The sequence below is a fragment of the Bradyrhizobium sp. SZCCHNRI1029 genome, assembly GCF_032487555.1.
Classification (GTDB): Bacteria; Pseudomonadota; Alphaproteobacteria; order Rhizobiales; family Xanthobacteraceae; genus Bradyrhizobium.
The window spans coordinates 25043-39323 of record NZ_JAUEUK010000018.1; the positions used below are offsets into that span (position 1 = coordinate 25043).

15 protein-coding genes are annotated in these 14281 nt (G+C 64.8%); 14 read left to right on the forward strand and 1 reads right to left on the reverse strand.

Annotated elements, in window-relative coordinates:
- Positions 1–70: 70 nt before the first annotated feature.
- On the forward strand, positions 71–1279 hold the full coding sequence (locus QW861_RS32485) for a hypothetical protein (RefSeq protein ID WP_315753950.1): 1209 nt from the start codon (positions 71–73) through the stop codon (positions 1277–1279).
- A 46-nt stretch (positions 1280–1325) separates the two neighbouring features.
- Here the strand turns inward: QW861_RS32485 and QW861_RS32490 are convergent, their stop codons facing one another.
- A complete protein-coding gene (locus tag QW861_RS32490; RefSeq protein WP_315753948.1) occupies positions 1326–1844 on the reverse strand; it encodes a helix-turn-helix domain-containing protein in 519 nt (172 codons plus the stop codon).
- Between the two features lie 106 nt (positions 1845–1950).
- Here QW861_RS32490 and QW861_RS32495 point away from each other — a divergent pair, with 106 nt between their 5' ends.
- The 13 genes from QW861_RS32495 (at position 1951) to QW861_RS32555 (ending at position 14012) form a co-directional block, all read left to right on the forward strand.
- Positions 1951–2502 carry a dihydrofolate reductase family protein gene (locus QW861_RS32495; protein WP_315826691.1) on the forward strand — a complete coding sequence of 184 codons (552 nt, stop codon included), beginning with the start codon at positions 1951–1953 and terminating at the stop codon, positions 2500–2502.
- Between the two features lie 186 nt (positions 2503–2688).
- Positions 2689–3339: a glutathione S-transferase family protein gene (locus tag QW861_RS32500; protein WP_316193971.1), complete on the forward strand. Its 651-nt coding sequence runs from the start codon at positions 2689–2691 to the stop codon at positions 3337–3339.
- A 112-nt stretch (positions 3340–3451) separates the two neighbouring features.
- Positions 3452–3865 carry a YciI family protein gene (locus QW861_RS32505; RefSeq protein WP_315826693.1) on the forward strand — a complete coding sequence of 138 codons (414 nt, stop codon included), beginning with the start codon at positions 3452–3454 and terminating at the stop codon, positions 3863–3865.
- Between the two features lie 33 nt (positions 3866–3898).
- On the forward strand, positions 3899–4315 hold the full coding sequence (locus tag QW861_RS32510) for a YciI family protein (protein WP_315717588.1): 417 nt from the start codon (positions 3899–3901) through the stop codon (positions 4313–4315).
- 33 nt (positions 4316–4348) lie between these two features.
- Positions 4349–4717, forward strand: a complete 369-nt coding sequence (locus QW861_RS32515; protein WP_315826694.1) for a hypothetical protein — start codon at positions 4349–4351, stop codon at positions 4715–4717.
- A 262-nt stretch (positions 4718–4979) separates the two neighbouring features.
- Positions 4980–5705 carry a TetR/AcrR family transcriptional regulator gene (locus QW861_RS32520; RefSeq protein WP_315717586.1) on the forward strand — a complete coding sequence of 242 codons (726 nt, stop codon included), beginning with the start codon at positions 4980–4982 and terminating at the stop codon, positions 5703–5705.
- A 129-nt stretch (positions 5706–5834) separates the two neighbouring features.
- The gene (locus QW861_RS32525) at positions 5835–6320 is read left to right on the forward strand and encodes a DUF2852 domain-containing protein (RefSeq protein ID WP_315717585.1); all 486 of its coding nucleotides are present in this window, start codon (positions 5835–5837) and stop codon (positions 6318–6320) included.
- A gap of 456 nt (positions 6321–6776) precedes the next feature.
- Positions 6777–7460, forward strand: a complete 684-nt coding sequence (tolQ, locus tag QW861_RS32530; protein ID WP_315717584.1) for a protein TolQ — start codon at positions 6777–6779, stop codon at positions 7458–7460.
- 39 nt (positions 7461–7499) lie between these two features.
- Positions 7500–7979, forward strand: a complete 480-nt coding sequence (locus QW861_RS32535) for a biopolymer transporter ExbD (protein ID WP_315717583.1) — start codon at positions 7500–7502, stop codon at positions 7977–7979.
- The gene (locus QW861_RS32540) at positions 7976–9010 is read left to right on the forward strand and encodes a protein TolA (protein ID WP_315717582.1); all 1035 of its coding nucleotides are present in this window, start codon (positions 7976–7978) and stop codon (positions 9008–9010) included. The genes QW861_RS32535 and QW861_RS32540 overlap by 4 nt, the downstream gene beginning before the upstream one ends.
- 68 nt (positions 9011–9078) lie before the next feature.
- A complete protein-coding gene (gene tolB, locus QW861_RS32545) occupies positions 9079–10350 on the forward strand; it encodes a Tol-Pal system beta propeller repeat protein TolB (RefSeq protein ID WP_315717581.1) in 1272 nt (423 codons plus the stop codon).
- 246 nt (positions 10351–10596) lie between these two features.
- On the forward strand, positions 10597–12936 hold the full coding sequence (locus QW861_RS32550; protein WP_315826695.1) for a putative bifunctional diguanylate cyclase/phosphodiesterase: 2340 nt from the start codon (positions 10597–10599) through the stop codon (positions 12934–12936).
- A gap of 353 nt (positions 12937–13289) precedes the next feature.
- Positions 13290–14012 carry an N-acyl amino acid synthase FeeM domain-containing protein gene (locus QW861_RS32555; RefSeq protein WP_315717579.1) on the forward strand — a complete coding sequence of 241 codons (723 nt, stop codon included), beginning with the start codon at positions 13290–13292 and terminating at the stop codon, positions 14010–14012.
- Positions 14013–14281: the final 269 nt, after the last annotated feature.

Sequence of the window (14281 nt, forward strand, 5' to 3'; positions counted from 1 at the left end):
TGGCTCTCGGACGTGTCCGGGACGAATCTGAACCGGTGGCGTAGAGTTTAAGAGTCTCGGTAGAATCGACATGGGCGATCTATTCATCAGCCGGCGAATCACCCTCGTCAGAACCACGGAGCTGCACGCTTCGTCGCACGGGTCGAATGGTCTGTGGCGCGGGTGCGGCGCGCTGCTGTTGTCGTGCATTGTCCTCGGGCTCGCGGCGTCCGGCGCCGCCGGAGCGGATGGCAGCGTTGCTGCGAAACCGGCAGAGACCGAGCAGGCTGCGCACGATGTCGCGCCGCCGCAGCAGCCGCAGACGGCGGAGCCCGAGACGGTGGGGCGGCCGTCGGACGTGCAGATGCCGGCTCTGAAAGTGGTCGTTCCACCGACCGAGCCTGCGAAGCCGATCGCGGCCGAGCGCAAGGGCGACCCGCGGAGCGACGCCAAGACCACGAAGAATCTGTCGGTGCCTCAGCGCGCGCTGCCGGCCGACGTCGCGCAGATGATCGGCCGCAGGATCTGGCTCAACGAGGCCGGGGGACGGCGCGACGCGATCACGTCGTGGAATGCGGGTGAAGAATTCGCCTCGCTGGGAATCGGGCATTTCATCTGGTACCCGTCCACCGCGAAGCCGCCTTATGAAGAGGGTTTTCCGGGGCTGATCGCATTTCTGCGCAAGGGCAAGACGCCGTTGCCTGCATGGCTCGACAAGACGCCGATTCCGGCATGCCCGTGGACCAGCCGGGCCGACTTCAAGCGGAATTTCAACTCGCCGCAAATGCGGCAATTGCGGCAGTTCCTGCTCGACACGATTGCGGAGCAGACGCAGTTCCTGGTGGCGCGTGCGCAAGGCGCGATGGACAAGATCCTCGCCAACACGCCGGACAGCGCCGAACGCGAGCACATCGTCGCGCAATATTCGCGAGTCGTGCGCGCCTCCAACGATCTCTACCCGCTGATCGACTACATCAACTTCAAGGGCGAGGGCACCAATCCGTCCGAGACGGCCGTGGACAAGGAGACGGGCCAGCGCCAGGGCTGGGGTCTCAAGCAGGTGCTGCTCAAGATGAACGGCACCACCACCGAGTCCAAGGCCGTGCTCGCCGAATATTCCGACGCGGTGCAGGTCGTGCTGCAACAGCGGGTTCGCAATCTGCCCTCGAACCGCGTGTGGGAGGCGGGCTGGCTGCGTCGCGCCGAGACCTATCGCCGTCCGATCGCGCAGCTCGAGCAGGCCCCCGAACGCGCCCCGCGCAAATCATCGCGCTACAGGGCCGACAACACGCGGTTCTGATGCGGGAAGCGGCGCGCACGATCCGTGCGCGTCGCGAGGCGTGCGATCATCGGCCGCCTGCCTCGGCCTTCTTGGCAGCGACGACCTTCTGGTAAGCTGCCTGCAGCCGCTCGCCGACGCTCGGTCCAGCCCTCCTGCGCCGTTTCGCGCCGAGATGGGTTTCGCGCAGCTCGTCCATGAATTCGGCCCACATCTTCGGGCCGCCTTCCATCAATAGCTTGGCGCGGATGCCGAGCTCCTCCGAGACGGGCAGATACTTGTAACCCCAGCCCGCCATCTGCGCGAGGATCGGCAACAGCTCGATGCCCTGCTCGGTCAGGGAATAGATGCCCTTTTGCTTGTGGCTCGGATCGTCCTCACGGCTGATGATGCCGGCCGCGAGCAGCGTCTTCAGCCGGTCGGCGAGAATGTTCGAGGAGATGCCCTCCTCCGAGCCGCCGAGCAGCTCGCGATAGTGCCGGCGATTTCCGAACATCATGTCGCGGATGATCAAGAGGCTCCATTTATCCCCCACCACTTCGAGCGACAGGTTGATCGGGCAGCCGGAGCGCTGAGGGTCGGACATCGAAGTCTCGTGAGCAGGGATCGCGCATAAACCGCTTGCAATATTGCACCGGTCTGGGCATTCTCCAACTGCTTGCAAAATGAAAGCAGTCAGGGAGAGGCAGTCGATGGCGAGACTGGTGATGTGGAACATGATGACGCTGGACGGCATGGTTGCGGGCCCGAACGGCGACATCTCCTGGCACGAGGATGTGTGGGGCCCGGAGCTGGAGCAGATCTCCGAGACGCAGCTGCACGAGGCGGGCGGATTGCTGTTCGGCCGGGTGACCTACGATCTGATGGCCGGCTATTGGCCGACGGAGAAGGGCGTGATCGCCGACGTCATGAACAGCATCCCCAAATATGTCGCCTCCCGCACGCTGTCTCGCCTGGCATGGTCAAACGCGCATCTGCTGGGTCCGGAGCTCGCGGCCGAGGTCGACAAGCTCAAGCAGGAGAATGCCAAGGACCTGTTCCTGTTCGGCAGCGCCGACCTCGGCTCGACGCTTGTGGCACACGACCTGATCGATGAGCTTCGAATCGCGATCAATCCGCGCGTGCTTGGCGCCGGACGGCCGCTGTTCAAGCCGGGGCAGGCCTTGAAGCTCAGCCTGATCGACAGCCGGGCGCTGACCAACGGCGTTGTCATCGCGCGCTATGCCCCCGTTCGGGGCGTGTGAGCCCATATCTCGCGGCGCGCTCCGGGTTCCGGGGCAGCGCAGGTCTTTCCACTCACATCATCCGTGCGTCAAGGGCCTCACCTCAACCCTCTCCCCGTGAACAGCGGGCCGCGGGAGCGCACCGTCCTGCGGCCGCGCGTTCGGGACCAAACGACTTGTTCTCACTCAACTCAGCAGGAGCGTACGATGTCCCTGACCCTTTACTATCATCCGCTGTCGTCGTTCTGCTGGAAGGTGCTGATCGCGCTGTATGAGAACGACGTTTCGTTCACGCCGAAGCTGATCAATCTCGGTGACGCGGATGAGCGCGCGGCGTTCTTGAAGCTGTGGCTGATCGGTAAATTTCCCGTGCTGCGCGACGAGCAGCGCACGATTCCGGAATCGAGCATCATCATCGAGTATCTCGACCAGCACTATGCGGGCAGGACGCGCTTCATTCCCGATGATCCCGATCTCGCTTTGCGGACACGTCTGCGCGATCGCTTTCTCGACCTCTATGTGCACATGCCGACGCAGACCGTCGTGTTCGACCGGCTGCGGCCGGCCGATGCCCGCGATCCGCTCGGCGTCGCCGACGCCCGAAGCCGGCTCCGCACGTCCTACGCCATGCTCGAGGCCGAGCTGCCGCCGCGTGGCTGGGCGATGGGCGACCCTTTCACCCTGGCGGATTGCGCGGCCTTGCCGGCGCTGTTCTACGCCGACAGAGTGGAGCCGCTGGGTGATGGGCTGCCTGGGGTCACAGCCTATCTCGACCGGCTCAAGGCGCGGCCCTCCGTCGCGCGGGTGCTCGCCGAGGCCCAGCCTTATTTCCACATGTTCCCGCAAGAGCCGGGCTGAACCGGGAACCCGGCCAAAATAATTGCGGGAGCGTGTCGGCCGTGCCGGGGCCGGATCGTCCTACTGATGAGGGCAGGGCAGTCCTGCCGGACAGCATCAGGGGAGAGCAGCCATGCGGTTCATGGTGATCGTGAAGGCGACCAGGGACACGGAAGCCGGAATCCTGCCGACCACCGAGGAGTTCGCGGCGATGGGCCGGTTCAACGAGGGCTTGGTGAAGGCCGGCATGATGGAGGCCGGCGAGGGCCTGCATCCGACCGCGAAGGGGGCGCGCATCGACTTCTCGAACGGGACGCCGAGCGTCGCGCGCGGTCCGTTCGATCTCTCCCGCGATCTCGCGGCGGGCTTCTGGATGCTCAAGGCCGGCTCGCTCGAGGAGGTGATCGAGCACATGAAGCGGGCGCCGTTCCCGAGCGGCGAGATCGAGATCCGCCAGGTCTATGCCGCGGAGGATTTCGGCGAGACGTTCACGCCCGAATTGCGTGAGCGGGTCGAACGGCTGCGTGCGCAGGCCGCCAGGAACTGAACCGACCCTGATCAGGAGAGGAGGATAAACGCGATGCGATTCATGATGCTGATGATCCCGCTCGGCTATGAGAGTGCGCCGCCGGACGTGCAGCTCGATCCCGAGCGTGTCAAGGCGATGATGCGCTACAACGAGGCCCTGAAGGACGCCGGCGTGCTGATCACGCTGGAGGGCCTGCATCCGCTGTCGATGGGGGCGCGGGTCTCGTTCGCGGGCGGCAAGCCTGTGGTGACCGACGGCCCGTTCGCGGAGGCCAAGGAGGTGCTCGGCGGCTATTGGATGATCGAGGTCGCCTCGCGCGACGAGGCGATCGCCTGGGCCAGGCAGTGCCCGGCCTCGGACAACGAGATCATCGAGATTCGCCAGGTCCAGGAGATGGCCGACTTTTCCGAGGAGGTGCAGCAGGCGGCGGCGGGCTTCGCCGAGCTGCCGCATGCCGGCCGTGTCTGATCGATCCGTTTCACAGCAGGAGAGGGAAGTGCAATGAGTGACAACAGCAACACCTATCTCGCCGTCTTTCTCGGCAGCAAGACCAGTCCGGTCTGGAAAGACTGGGAGGCGCTGTCCGAGACGGAGCGCAATGCCAGGGGACAGCAGGGCATGGCGGCCTGGCATGCCTGGGTGGACCAACACAAGGACGCGATCGTCGCGATGGGCGGGCCGCTCGGCAAGACCAAGCGGGTCGACAAGGGCGGCGTCAACGACATCGCCAACGAGATGGGCGCGTTTACCGTGGTCCGCGCCGCGTCGCACGAGGATGCCGCGAAGATGTTCGTCAACCATCCGCATTTTGCGATCTTCCCGGGCGAGCGGGTCGAGATCATGCCGGTGCTGCCGATTCCGGGCGGCTAGTTGAGCGGCCTGCAGGGCGGAGCACGTCGGCTGAGGTGAACGTCCCGCTTGCTGCGGGCGCCCGGCGCTTGTGCCGGGCGCGCTGATCCCGCGGCGACTTCGGTGCCACCCTGCCCCTTGCGGGGGCCCTCAAGGGGCGAGGGTGGCACCTGTTCGCGGGGGCTTAACCGAACGGCGCGATAGAGCGTCCCGGAAGTCGGCGGCTGACCCCGCCCAAAAGTCGCTGGCTTCCTTCGACCCGGCTCATGTAAAAGCCATTTACATGAGCTGGCGCAAGGAAGAGCGCCGCGCCGAGCGCGGCTATCATCACGGTAACCTCAAGGAGGCGCTGCTGCAGGCGGCGCTCGACCTGATCGCGCAGAAGGGGGCTGCCGGCTTCACCTTTGCCGATGCGGCCCGCATGGCCGGCGTCAGTCCGGCCGCGCCCTATCGCCACTTCCGCGACCGCGACGAACTGCTGTCGAGCATCGCCCAGCGCGGCTTCGAGCAGTTCGAGGCGCAGCTCTCGGCGGCGTGGGACGACGGCCGGCCCGACACCGTCACGGCGTTCGAGCGCGTCGGCAAGGCGTATCTCGCATTTGCCCGTTCGGAGCCTGCGTTCTATTCGGCGATGTTCGAATCCGGCGTGCCGGCGGACTCCACCGCGGGCCTGTTGGCGGCGGGTGAGCGCGCTTTCGGCGTCATTCGGGCCGCGGCGGAGCGGCTGGCGGCGCTGGCGCCGCCCGGGATGCCGCGGCCGCCGGCCCTGATGATGGCGCTGCACATCTGGTCGATGGCGCATGGCATCGCCTCGCTGTTCGCGCGCGGCGATGCCGCCCGGCGCAAGCTGCCGATGTCGCCCGAGGAGCTGCTGGAGGCCGAGCTGCTGATCTATCTGCGCGGGCTCGGCTTCCCGACCGACCGCCGGCCTGCGCCGTCCTCCGCTGCCGAGCCGCCGCCGCTGCCGGACGATGACAAGCCGGCAGGGCCCTGGGGCCGCCCGAAATAAGGTTCAAAGAACGCCGAAAAATAATTCGAGCGACGCGTCAGGCGGTCGCCTTGACAAAATCCCGGGTTGAGCTAGCTATGTAAATGTTATTTACATTCACACGGCATGGCGCCGCGAATGGAGAGGGAGATGGCCTACACCGCAGATGTCAATCGTTGGCGCGGTTCGGAGGAGGAGCAGAGGTACCGGCCCCGCATGATGGAGTCGCCCTGGCATCCCGGCTGGATCGCCGTGACCGTGCTCGGCTTCATCATCTGGTGGCCGATCGGACTTGCCCTTCTCTTTTTCACACTCGGGAGCAGAAAGATGTCGTGCTGGAACGGCGGCGATCGCTGGTCGAACAAGATGGAACGGATGCAGTGGAAGATGGACCGCATGCGCGACAAGATGGAGCGCCGCGGCTTCGGCTTCGGTTTCTCGCAGCCGGCTTCGAGCGGCAACCGCGCCTTCGACGAGTACCGCATGGAGACCCTGCGGCGGCTCGAAGAGGAGCAGCAGGAGTTCCGTGACTTCCTGACCCGGCTGCGCCACGCCAAGGACAAGGAGGAGTTCGACGCGTTCATGGCCCAGCACAAGCCGCGTCCGACCCCGCCGAACGACCAGCCGCAGAGCTGATCGCCTCTCACCTGACGCCGCAGGGCTTTCAGCCCCCGCCCTGACGGCACAAGACGCCCGCCTGCGGTTCCCCCGCCTGCGGGCGTTTTGCGTTCTCCGATACCGCCCGCCTGCGGCGGCTGGCCGCTGTCCGCCGCCGGCCAAAACGGTCAAGCGGCTGATCACAAAGGCTCTATCTGGCTGGTCCGGCTGGACCTTTGACCTCGGCAATACTCCGCGGTAACCCCGCCTTAACCCCGGAGGGGGTTTGGTTAAGGGGCGCTTACGCGCGCCAAGAGCCCTTGTTTTGACACGTTGGCAGAGGAAGCAGGCCGCTTATGGCTTCGGCGGGCCTCTTAAAGCGATCAGTTCAGGGTTTTCTCGCGCAGGCGCTTTCCGCCGCGACGGCATCCGGCATGGAACGGCGGCTGCATGGTCCCGGGCATCCCGGGATGATTGGTTGAGAGGATACTGCAGATGTCTGTCGATAGCGGCGGCCTGTCCCTGATCGATCTGTTCGGCAATGCCGGCTGGGTAGTTCGGATCATCATGCTCGGCCTGATCTCCTGCTCGATCTGGGTCTGGGCGATTGCGATCGACAAGATGTTCCTGTTCTCGCGGACCCGTCGCTCGATGGACCGGTTCGAGCAGGCCTTCTGGTCCGGAGAATCCATCGAGGAGCTGTACCGGGTGCTATCGGCGAAGCCGACGCAATCCATGGCGGCGTGCTTCGTGGCGGCGATGCGCGAGTGGAAGCGCTCGTTCGAGGGCCACGCGCGCTCCTTCGCCGGCCTGCAGATGCGCATCGAGAAGGTGATGAACGTGTCGATCGCGCGCGAGGTCGAGCGGCTGGAACGCCGTCTCCTGGTGCTTGCCACGGTCGGTTCCGCCGGCCCGTTCGTCGGTCTGTTCGGCACGGTCTGGGGCATCATGACCAGCTTCCAGGCGATCGCGGCTTCCAAGAACACCTCGCTGGCGGTGGTCGCGCCGGGCATCGCGGAGGCGCTGTTCGCCACTGCCATCGGCCTGATCGCGGCCATCCCGGCGACGATTTTCTACAACAAGTTCTCTTCGGAGGTGAACCGGCAGGCGCAGCGGTTGGAAGGCTTCGCAGATGAATTTTCGGCCATCTTGTCCCGTCAGATCGACGAGCGGGGATGAGGGCAGGTATAGTGGCATCCGGATCGTGAGTACCACAGCATGGGCATGAGCATGGGCAGCGCGTCCGGCGGCGGTGGTCGCCGCGGTCGGCGCAAGGCGGCCGTGATGGCGGAGATCAACGTCACGCCGATGGTCGACGTCATGCTGGTGCTGCTGATCATCTTCATGGTCGCGGCGCCGCTGCTCACCGTCAACATCCAGGTCGACCTGCCCCAGGCGCAAGGCGGCTCGGCCTCGACGGCCGACGCCAAGCCGCCGCTCGAGGTCACCGTGAAGAAGACCGGCGGCGGCTGCGCGTCGAAGGTGGACGTGTATCTCGGTGACTCGCCGATCGCGATCAACGAGCTTGGGCCGAAGATCAAGGCGATGAAGGAGGCGGGCGCAGGCGGCGGCGACAACGTCGTCAAGATCCGCGGCGATCGCGACGCCTGCTACTCCGACATGATGAAGGTGCTGGGCCTGGCGCGCGATGCCGGCTATCGCGCCAGCATCGTCGTGCTGCCGGATCAGGGCTCATGACGTCGAAGGACCTCATCCGGTTCGTGCGCACGCGCAAGGGGACAGTGCTGTCCGTCGCCCTGCACGTGCTCGTGCTGTGCTGGGGCCTGTTCAGCTTCTCCGCGCGCTCGATGGTGGCGCCGCCGGAGGACCTTGTGCCGGTCGACGTGATCTCGGAGGACAACAGCTCGAAGGCCAAGGCCGGCGCGCTGACGGGCAAGAAGGAATCCCAGAAGCTGCTGGCCGACAAGATCGGCGAGAAGAAGCCGACCGAGGACATCGTCGGCAAGGTCGATACCAAGCAGGTCACCGAGACCGACGCCGCGCCTGAGCCGCAGCCCAAGCCGGAGAAGCCGGTCGAGAAGAAGCCCGATCCGCCGAAGCCGGTCGAGAAGCAGCCGGATACGCCGAAGCCGGTGGCCGAGAAGAAGCCGGAGCCGCCGAAGCCCGCGCCGGCCGAGAAGCCGAAGCCGGAGGAGAAGAAGCCGGACCCGTTCAATCCGGACCAGATCGCCAGCGTGCTCAACAAGGACAAGGCGAAGCAGCCGCCGAAGCCGCAGGCCGCCGCCGCGCCGCCGGAGCCGCCCAAGCACAAGAGCGAGCGCAAGTTCGACGCCGAGAAGATGGCGAGCTTGATCAATCAGAAAGATCCGACGCGGCAGGCGGTCACGGGATCCGAGATCAATGCGAATGCGGCGCTGGGCTCGGTGCGAGGAACGGCAGAGGCCAATGTCGCGAGCTGGCAGGCCGCGTTCCAGGAGGCGGTCACCCGCTGCTTCAATGCGCCCTATAGCGGCGTGGATGAAGACAAGATCTCCGTTGATCTCGATATCCAGCTACGGCCGGATGGATCGCTCTTTGCTGCTCCCGCCGTCGTCGGCATGACCGGACCGTCCCGTACCGTCAGCCTGGCCATGGCGGAAAATGCCAAGCGTGCGGTCGAGAACTGTGCGCCCTACGCGTTTCTGCCGAAGAACCGGTACAATGAGTGGAAGTTGATACCCGCGACATTCAACCTCAAAATGATGAATTCGATGCGAGGCCGAACTTGACGACACCTCCGACGCGCAAGACAGGATCCACCACGCGGCGCCAGGTTCTGCTGGGCGGAGGAGCCGCCATGGCAGCCTTGGGCGCGGGGCCCGCGTTCGCGCAACGTGTGATTATCGGCCCCGGCGAGTTCAAGCCGATCCCGATCGCGATTCCGCCCTTCGTGCCCGGCGGTGCCGGCGACGCCGATGTCGGCAACGGTATCGCACAGGTGATTACCAACAATTTCAAGCGCAGCGGGTTGTTCGCGCCGGTGGACCCGGCCGCCTTTCCCGAGCGCATCAGCAATTTCGAGGCCCCGCCGCAATTCGCGAGCTGGAAGCCGCTCGATCTGCGCGGGCTCGTCACCGGCCGCGCGACGCGGCAGCCGGACGGGCGGCTGAAGGCCGAGTTTCGGCTGTGGGACCCGAACTCAGGCCAGCAGCTCACCGGCCAGCAATATGTGACGGCGCCGGAATACTGGCGGCGCATCGCACATATCATCTCGGACCAGATCTACACCCAGATGACCGGCGAGAAGGGCTATTTCGACAGCCGCGTCGTGTTCGTCGACGAGAGCGGCCCGTCCGAGCGGCGCGTCAAGCGGCTCGCGCTGATGGATCAGGACGGCGCCAACGTCCGCTACCTCACCCGCGGCGCCGACCTCGTGCTGACGCCGCGGTTCTCGCCGTCGAGCCAGGAAATCACCTACATGGAGTTCGGGCAGGGTGACCCGAGGGTCTATCTGTTCAACATCGAGACCGGCCAGCGCGAGATCGTCGGCAACTTCCCCGGCATGTCGTTCTCGCCGCGGTTCTCGCCGGACGGCCAGCGCATCATCCTCAGCCTCCAGCAGGGCGGCAACTCCAACCTGTTCGTGATGGATCTGCGCTCGCGCACGACGACGCGGCTCACCGACACGCCGGCGATCGACACCTCGCCGTGCTACTCGCCGGACGGCAGCCAGATCTGCTTTGAAAGCGATCGCGGCGGCAAACCGCAGATCTACGTGATGTCCTCCAGTGGCGGCGCAGCGCAGCGCATCTCGTTCGGCGAGGGCAGCTACTCGACGCCGGTGTGGTCGCCGCGTGGCGACTTCATCGCCTTCACCAAGCAGGGCGGCGGTCAATTCGCGATCGGCATCATGAAGACGGACGGCTCGGGCGAGCGCATCCTCACCGCCGGCTTCCACAATGAAGGGCCGACCTTCTCGCCCAACGGCCGCGTGCTGATGTTCTTCCGTGACCCCGGCGGCACCGCTGGTCCGTCGCTATATTCGATCGACGTCTCCGGCCGCTTCGAGCAGAAGGTGCCGACGCCGGGCTTCGCCTCGGATCCGGCCTGGTCGCCGCTGCTGTCGTGATGGAGCGAGCCTCTGGGCCCGCTCACGTCGTGGTGGACGCGATTTTTCCAGTCGCGCGATGCGTGTTATATGGAAAGGCAGAACTATTAGTTGTAGTAGCCGGGTAGTGTTTGCCTAGTTCTCTGAATTTTCGAGCGAATTCGTGCACTTCGCGAACGCGGAAACGCTCCGCTAACGATGTTCCCTCAGAAAGACTTCACCTGCGAGCGGTAATGTTTGTGCACCGAACAGGACGCGTGCGCACGAATGCAGCTTGCCACTCAGAACGGAGAAGACGATCGAAAGTTGTCGCCTGCGATCCAGGCGGCTCTCGTCGACTCCCTCTTCCAGGATCCCGGCCCGATGTTCGCCGGCGCACTCTGCGCCGCCGTCGCCGCCGTCATGACCGCGATCAAGAGCGGCGACGTCAATCTGTGGCCGTGTGCCGCGATGCTGATCATCGCAGGGGCGTTCCGTTCGCTCGACATGCGCTACTATCGAAGCCTGTGCGACAACGGCCGCCTCACGCAGGAGGCGGTCGAGCGCTGGGAGGTTCGCTACCAGATCGGCGCCATGATCTATGCGCTGGTGCTCGGCGTCTGGTGCGTGGTCGCCCTGGTCGACAACAGCGACCCGGTGGTGCACCTGATCGCGATCACGGTGACGCTCTGCTACATGTCGGCGGGCGCGGGCCGGACCTACGGGCGGCCCTGGATCTTCCACGTCCAGATCCTGCTCGCCTGCGGACCGCTCGCAGTGGCCCTCGCGATCCACGGCAGCCCTTATTACCTGGGCATGGCGGCGTTCTGCGTCCTGTTCTTCGTGTCGCTGAAACACATCTCGACCAACCTGCAGCGGATCTTCGTCCAGGCCTTCGTGGCGCGCGAAAGCGAGGCCGCACTGGCCAAGCAGTTCGATACGGCTCTGAACAACATGCCGCACGGCCTGTGCATGTTCCGCTCCGACGGGCGTCTGGCCGTGATGAACCATCGCTTCGGCCAGATGATGAGCCTGCCGGATGACATCCTGCAGCGTGGCGGCAAGGCGGCCGACATCATCAACGCCTGCGTGATTGCAGGCTCGATCTCCGCTTCGAGCGGCCGGCTGATCCTGGCCGAGATCGAGCACACCAAGACCCATAATGTCATTACCAGCGATCCCGACGTCGCGCGCGACCGGTCGCTGTCCTGGACCTTCCAGCCGATGGCCGACGGCGGCGCCGTGGTCCTGCTCGAGGACATCACCGAGCGCCGGCATGCCGAGGCGCGCATCTCGCATCTGGCGCGCTACGACGAGCTCACGACCTTGCCGAACCGCGTCAGCTTCCGCGACGAGATCGAACGGCTGCTCAGGATTCCGCAGCGGCACGGCGAATTGTCCGCGCTGCTGTTCGTCGATCTCGACCGCTTCAAGCAGGTCAACGACACGCTCGGCCACCCCTGCGGCGATCAACTGCTCTGCGCGGTCTCCGAGCGGCTGCGCGACATGCTGCGTCCTGAAGACTTCGTCGCGCGCTTCGGCGGCGACGAGTTCGTGGTGTTCCAGCGCAACATCCGCTCCAACGACGACGCGGCGATGCTGGCGCGCCGGATCGTCGACCAGCTCAGCGAGCGCTACAAGATCGACAATCACCTGGTCGAGATCGGCGCCAGTGTCGGCATCGCCATGACCGCGCCGGGGATCAGCGCCGACACCCTGCTGAAGAATGCCGACATGGCGCTGTATCGCGCCAAGGCGGAGGGACGCGGCACCTTCTGCTTCTTCCGCGATGAACTCGCCCAGACGGTGGAAGCACGCCGCATCCTCGAGCTCGACCTGCGCAAGGCGCTGGCGAACGAGGAGTTCGAGCTGTTCTACCAGCCGCTGGTCAACCTGAAGTCCGGCAAGATCTCGACCTGCGAGGCGCTGCTGCGCTGGAACCACCCGGTGCGCGGCACGGTCTCGCCGGTCGACATCATTCCCGTCGCCGAGGACATGGGCCTGATCGTTGATCTCGGCCGCTGGATCCTGCGCAAGGCCTGCCTGGAATGCATGAAATGGCCGGATGCGGTCAGCGTCGCCGTCAACTTCTCGCCGCAGCAGTTCCATCAGCGCGATGTGCTCAGTGAGGTCCGCTACGCGCTCGAAGTGTCCGGGCTGCCGCCGCATCGGCTCGAGATCGAGATCACCGAATCCTCGCTGTTGCGCAACACTCAGCTCACCCACGATGTGCTGTCGCAGCTGCACATGCTCGGGGTCCGTATTTCGCTCGATGATTTCGGCACCGGCTATTCGAGCCTCAGCTATCTGCACAACTTCCCGTTGGAGAAGGTCAAGATCGATCGCTCATTCCTCGAAGGAATCGACAGCGATCGGCCGCTGACCCTGTTGCGCGGTGTCGCAAGATTGTCCGCCGATCTCGGCATGTCGGTGGTGGTGGAGGGCATCGAGACCAACGAGCAGCTCGAACTGGTCAGCGCCGACGGTACGGTCACCGAGGCGCAGGGCTATCTGTTCAGCCGGCCCGTCCCCGCCATCCGCATCCGGCAGCTCCTGAATGCATCGCATGGGCGCCGTTCGAGCGACGGGGCGATCGCGGCCGCCGGCGGGACACGTTCGATCGCTTGATCGCCCGACCTCCGCCTTGATGCGGTGGTGCCGGGAAAGACCGACCAGTGCTGAAGGCGGCTCTGTGCGCAGCATCCCGCCGGTCCGAGCATGGCTCGTATGGGAATGGCAATGTAACAACCCCACGTCGCATCGTTCGGAAACATCGCACGTGCATGCCAAGCGAATCCGTTTCGATTTGATACGCAAGTGATCCGAAGCAATCGTCCAGCGTAGCATCAATCCCGTAAGTCACGGTTACGCCTCCGGGATTCTACGTGCCGTTAACTTTGTACCGGCGAAAGCTTTGCGTCGGCATTAACCCGCTGTTAAGCTCATACTGCTCGTAGGAGTTGTGTGAAAAGGGGTTGCGGATGAAGTCGGCGGCTAGAGTGAGTGCCGTTGCTGAGCAGAAGTCGGATGTGCTGGAGAACGTGGACTATCGACTGGCGTTGACTGCTGAAGACAAGGACGAGATCTATCGGCTGCGCTACCGCGCCTACCTGCGTGAAGGCGCCATCCTGCCGTCGCCCAGCGAACGCGTCAGCGACGAATATGACGATCTTCCCAACAGCTTCATCTTCGGCGTCTACGTCAATGGCGAGCTCTACAGCTCGATCCGCATCAGCGTGCTGAACTCGCAATGGCGCCGATCGCTGTCCTCGGACATGTTCGCCGACCTGCTGCATCCCGAGCTCGATCGCGGCAAGGTCATCATCGACCCGACTCGGTTCGTCGCCGACCATGAGAAGGCGCGGCTGTTTCCGGCGCTTCCCTATGTGACCGTCCGGCTCGGCTACGTTGCCTGCGCCCATTTCAATGCGGACATCGGTCTCGCCAACGTGCGCCCCGAGCATCGTGCGTTCTACAAGAAGGTGTTCCTGCAGGAACCATGGGGTGAACCGCGGCTCTACTCCGGTCTCACCAAGCCGGTCGGCCTGGTGGCGGCGCATTATCCTTCGATCCGCGATCGCGTGTTCCAGCGCTTTCCGTTCATGCGATCGAGCGCGTTCGAGCGACGGATGCTGTTCGATCGTCCGGCGCCGGACGCCTTCACTGATTCGTTCAGGATTCACGCGGTCGCGAGGGCTGGCTGATCGTCGGCCGATATCGGGGCCAGTTCGGCCGTCCGGCCGGTTCGCACCGTGGCAGCGATGCAAAAATCAGCGAAAAAGCGCCCTGCTGCAGGCGCTGAGCGGCTTGCCTTCACCCTGGCGCCACATTTACAACCCATTAACCATCGCGGTCGCTTTTCGGGTTTCGTTAGCATTTGACGGGGTTCGGCAAGACCCCATCAAGGTTGACGGAACGTTCGCTTAACCATCGCCCTGTAGACCGGATGGCAGTCTAAGAACGTGAGCGTGGA

What these genes read in the sequence shown, in the direction of transcription:
- QW861_RS32525 (WP_315717585.1), top strand. Translation starts at nt 5,835, where the DNA reads ATGGCCTACACCGCAGATGTCAATCGTTGGCGCGGTTCGGAGGAGGAG.
- QW861_RS32550 (WP_315826695.1), top strand. Translation starts at nt 10,597, where the DNA reads ATGCAGCTTGCCACTCAGAACGGAGAAGACGATCGAAAGTTGTCGCCT.
- QW861_RS32515 (WP_315826694.1), top strand. Translation starts at nt 4,349, where the DNA reads ATGAGTGACAACAGCAACACCTATCTCGCCGTCTTTCTCGGCAGCAAG.
- QW861_RS32505 (WP_315826693.1), top strand. Translation starts at nt 3,452, where the DNA reads ATGCGGTTCATGGTGATCGTGAAGGCGACCAGGGACACGGAAGCCGGA.
- tolQ (WP_315717584.1), top strand. Translation starts at nt 6,777, where the DNA reads ATGTCTGTCGATAGCGGCGGCCTGTCCCTGATCGATCTGTTCGGCAAT.
- QW861_RS32510 (WP_315717588.1), top strand. Translation starts at nt 3,899, where the DNA reads ATGCGATTCATGATGCTGATGATCCCGCTCGGCTATGAGAGTGCGCCG.
- QW861_RS32485 (WP_315753950.1), top strand. Translation starts at nt 71, where the DNA reads ATGGGCGATCTATTCATCAGCCGGCGAATCACCCTCGTCAGAACCACG.
- QW861_RS32495 (WP_315826691.1), top strand. Translation starts at nt 1,951, where the DNA reads ATGGCGAGACTGGTGATGTGGAACATGATGACGCTGGACGGCATGGTT.
- tolB (WP_315717581.1), top strand. Translation starts at nt 9,079, where the DNA reads ATGGCAGCCTTGGGCGCGGGGCCCGCGTTCGCGCAACGTGTGATTATC.
- QW861_RS32540 (WP_315717582.1), top strand. Translation starts at nt 7,976, where the DNA reads ATGACGTCGAAGGACCTCATCCGGTTCGTGCGCACGCGCAAGGGGACA.
- QW861_RS32520 (WP_315717586.1), top strand. Translation starts at nt 4,980, where the DNA reads ATGAGCTGGCGCAAGGAAGAGCGCCGCGCCGAGCGCGGCTATCATCAC.
- QW861_RS32555 (WP_315717579.1), top strand. Translation starts at nt 13,290, where the DNA reads ATGAAGTCGGCGGCTAGAGTGAGTGCCGTTGCTGAGCAGAAGTCGGAT.
- QW861_RS32500 (WP_316193971.1), top strand. Translation starts at nt 2,689, where the DNA reads ATGTCCCTGACCCTTTACTATCATCCGCTGTCGTCGTTCTGCTGGAAG.
- QW861_RS32490 (WP_315753948.1), bottom strand. Translation starts at nt 1,844, where the DNA reads ATGTCCGACCCTCAGCGCTCCGGCTGCCCGATCAACCTGTCGCTCGAA.
- QW861_RS32535 (WP_315717583.1), top strand. Translation starts at nt 7,500, where the DNA reads ATGGGCATGAGCATGGGCAGCGCGTCCGGCGGCGGTGGTCGCCGCGGT.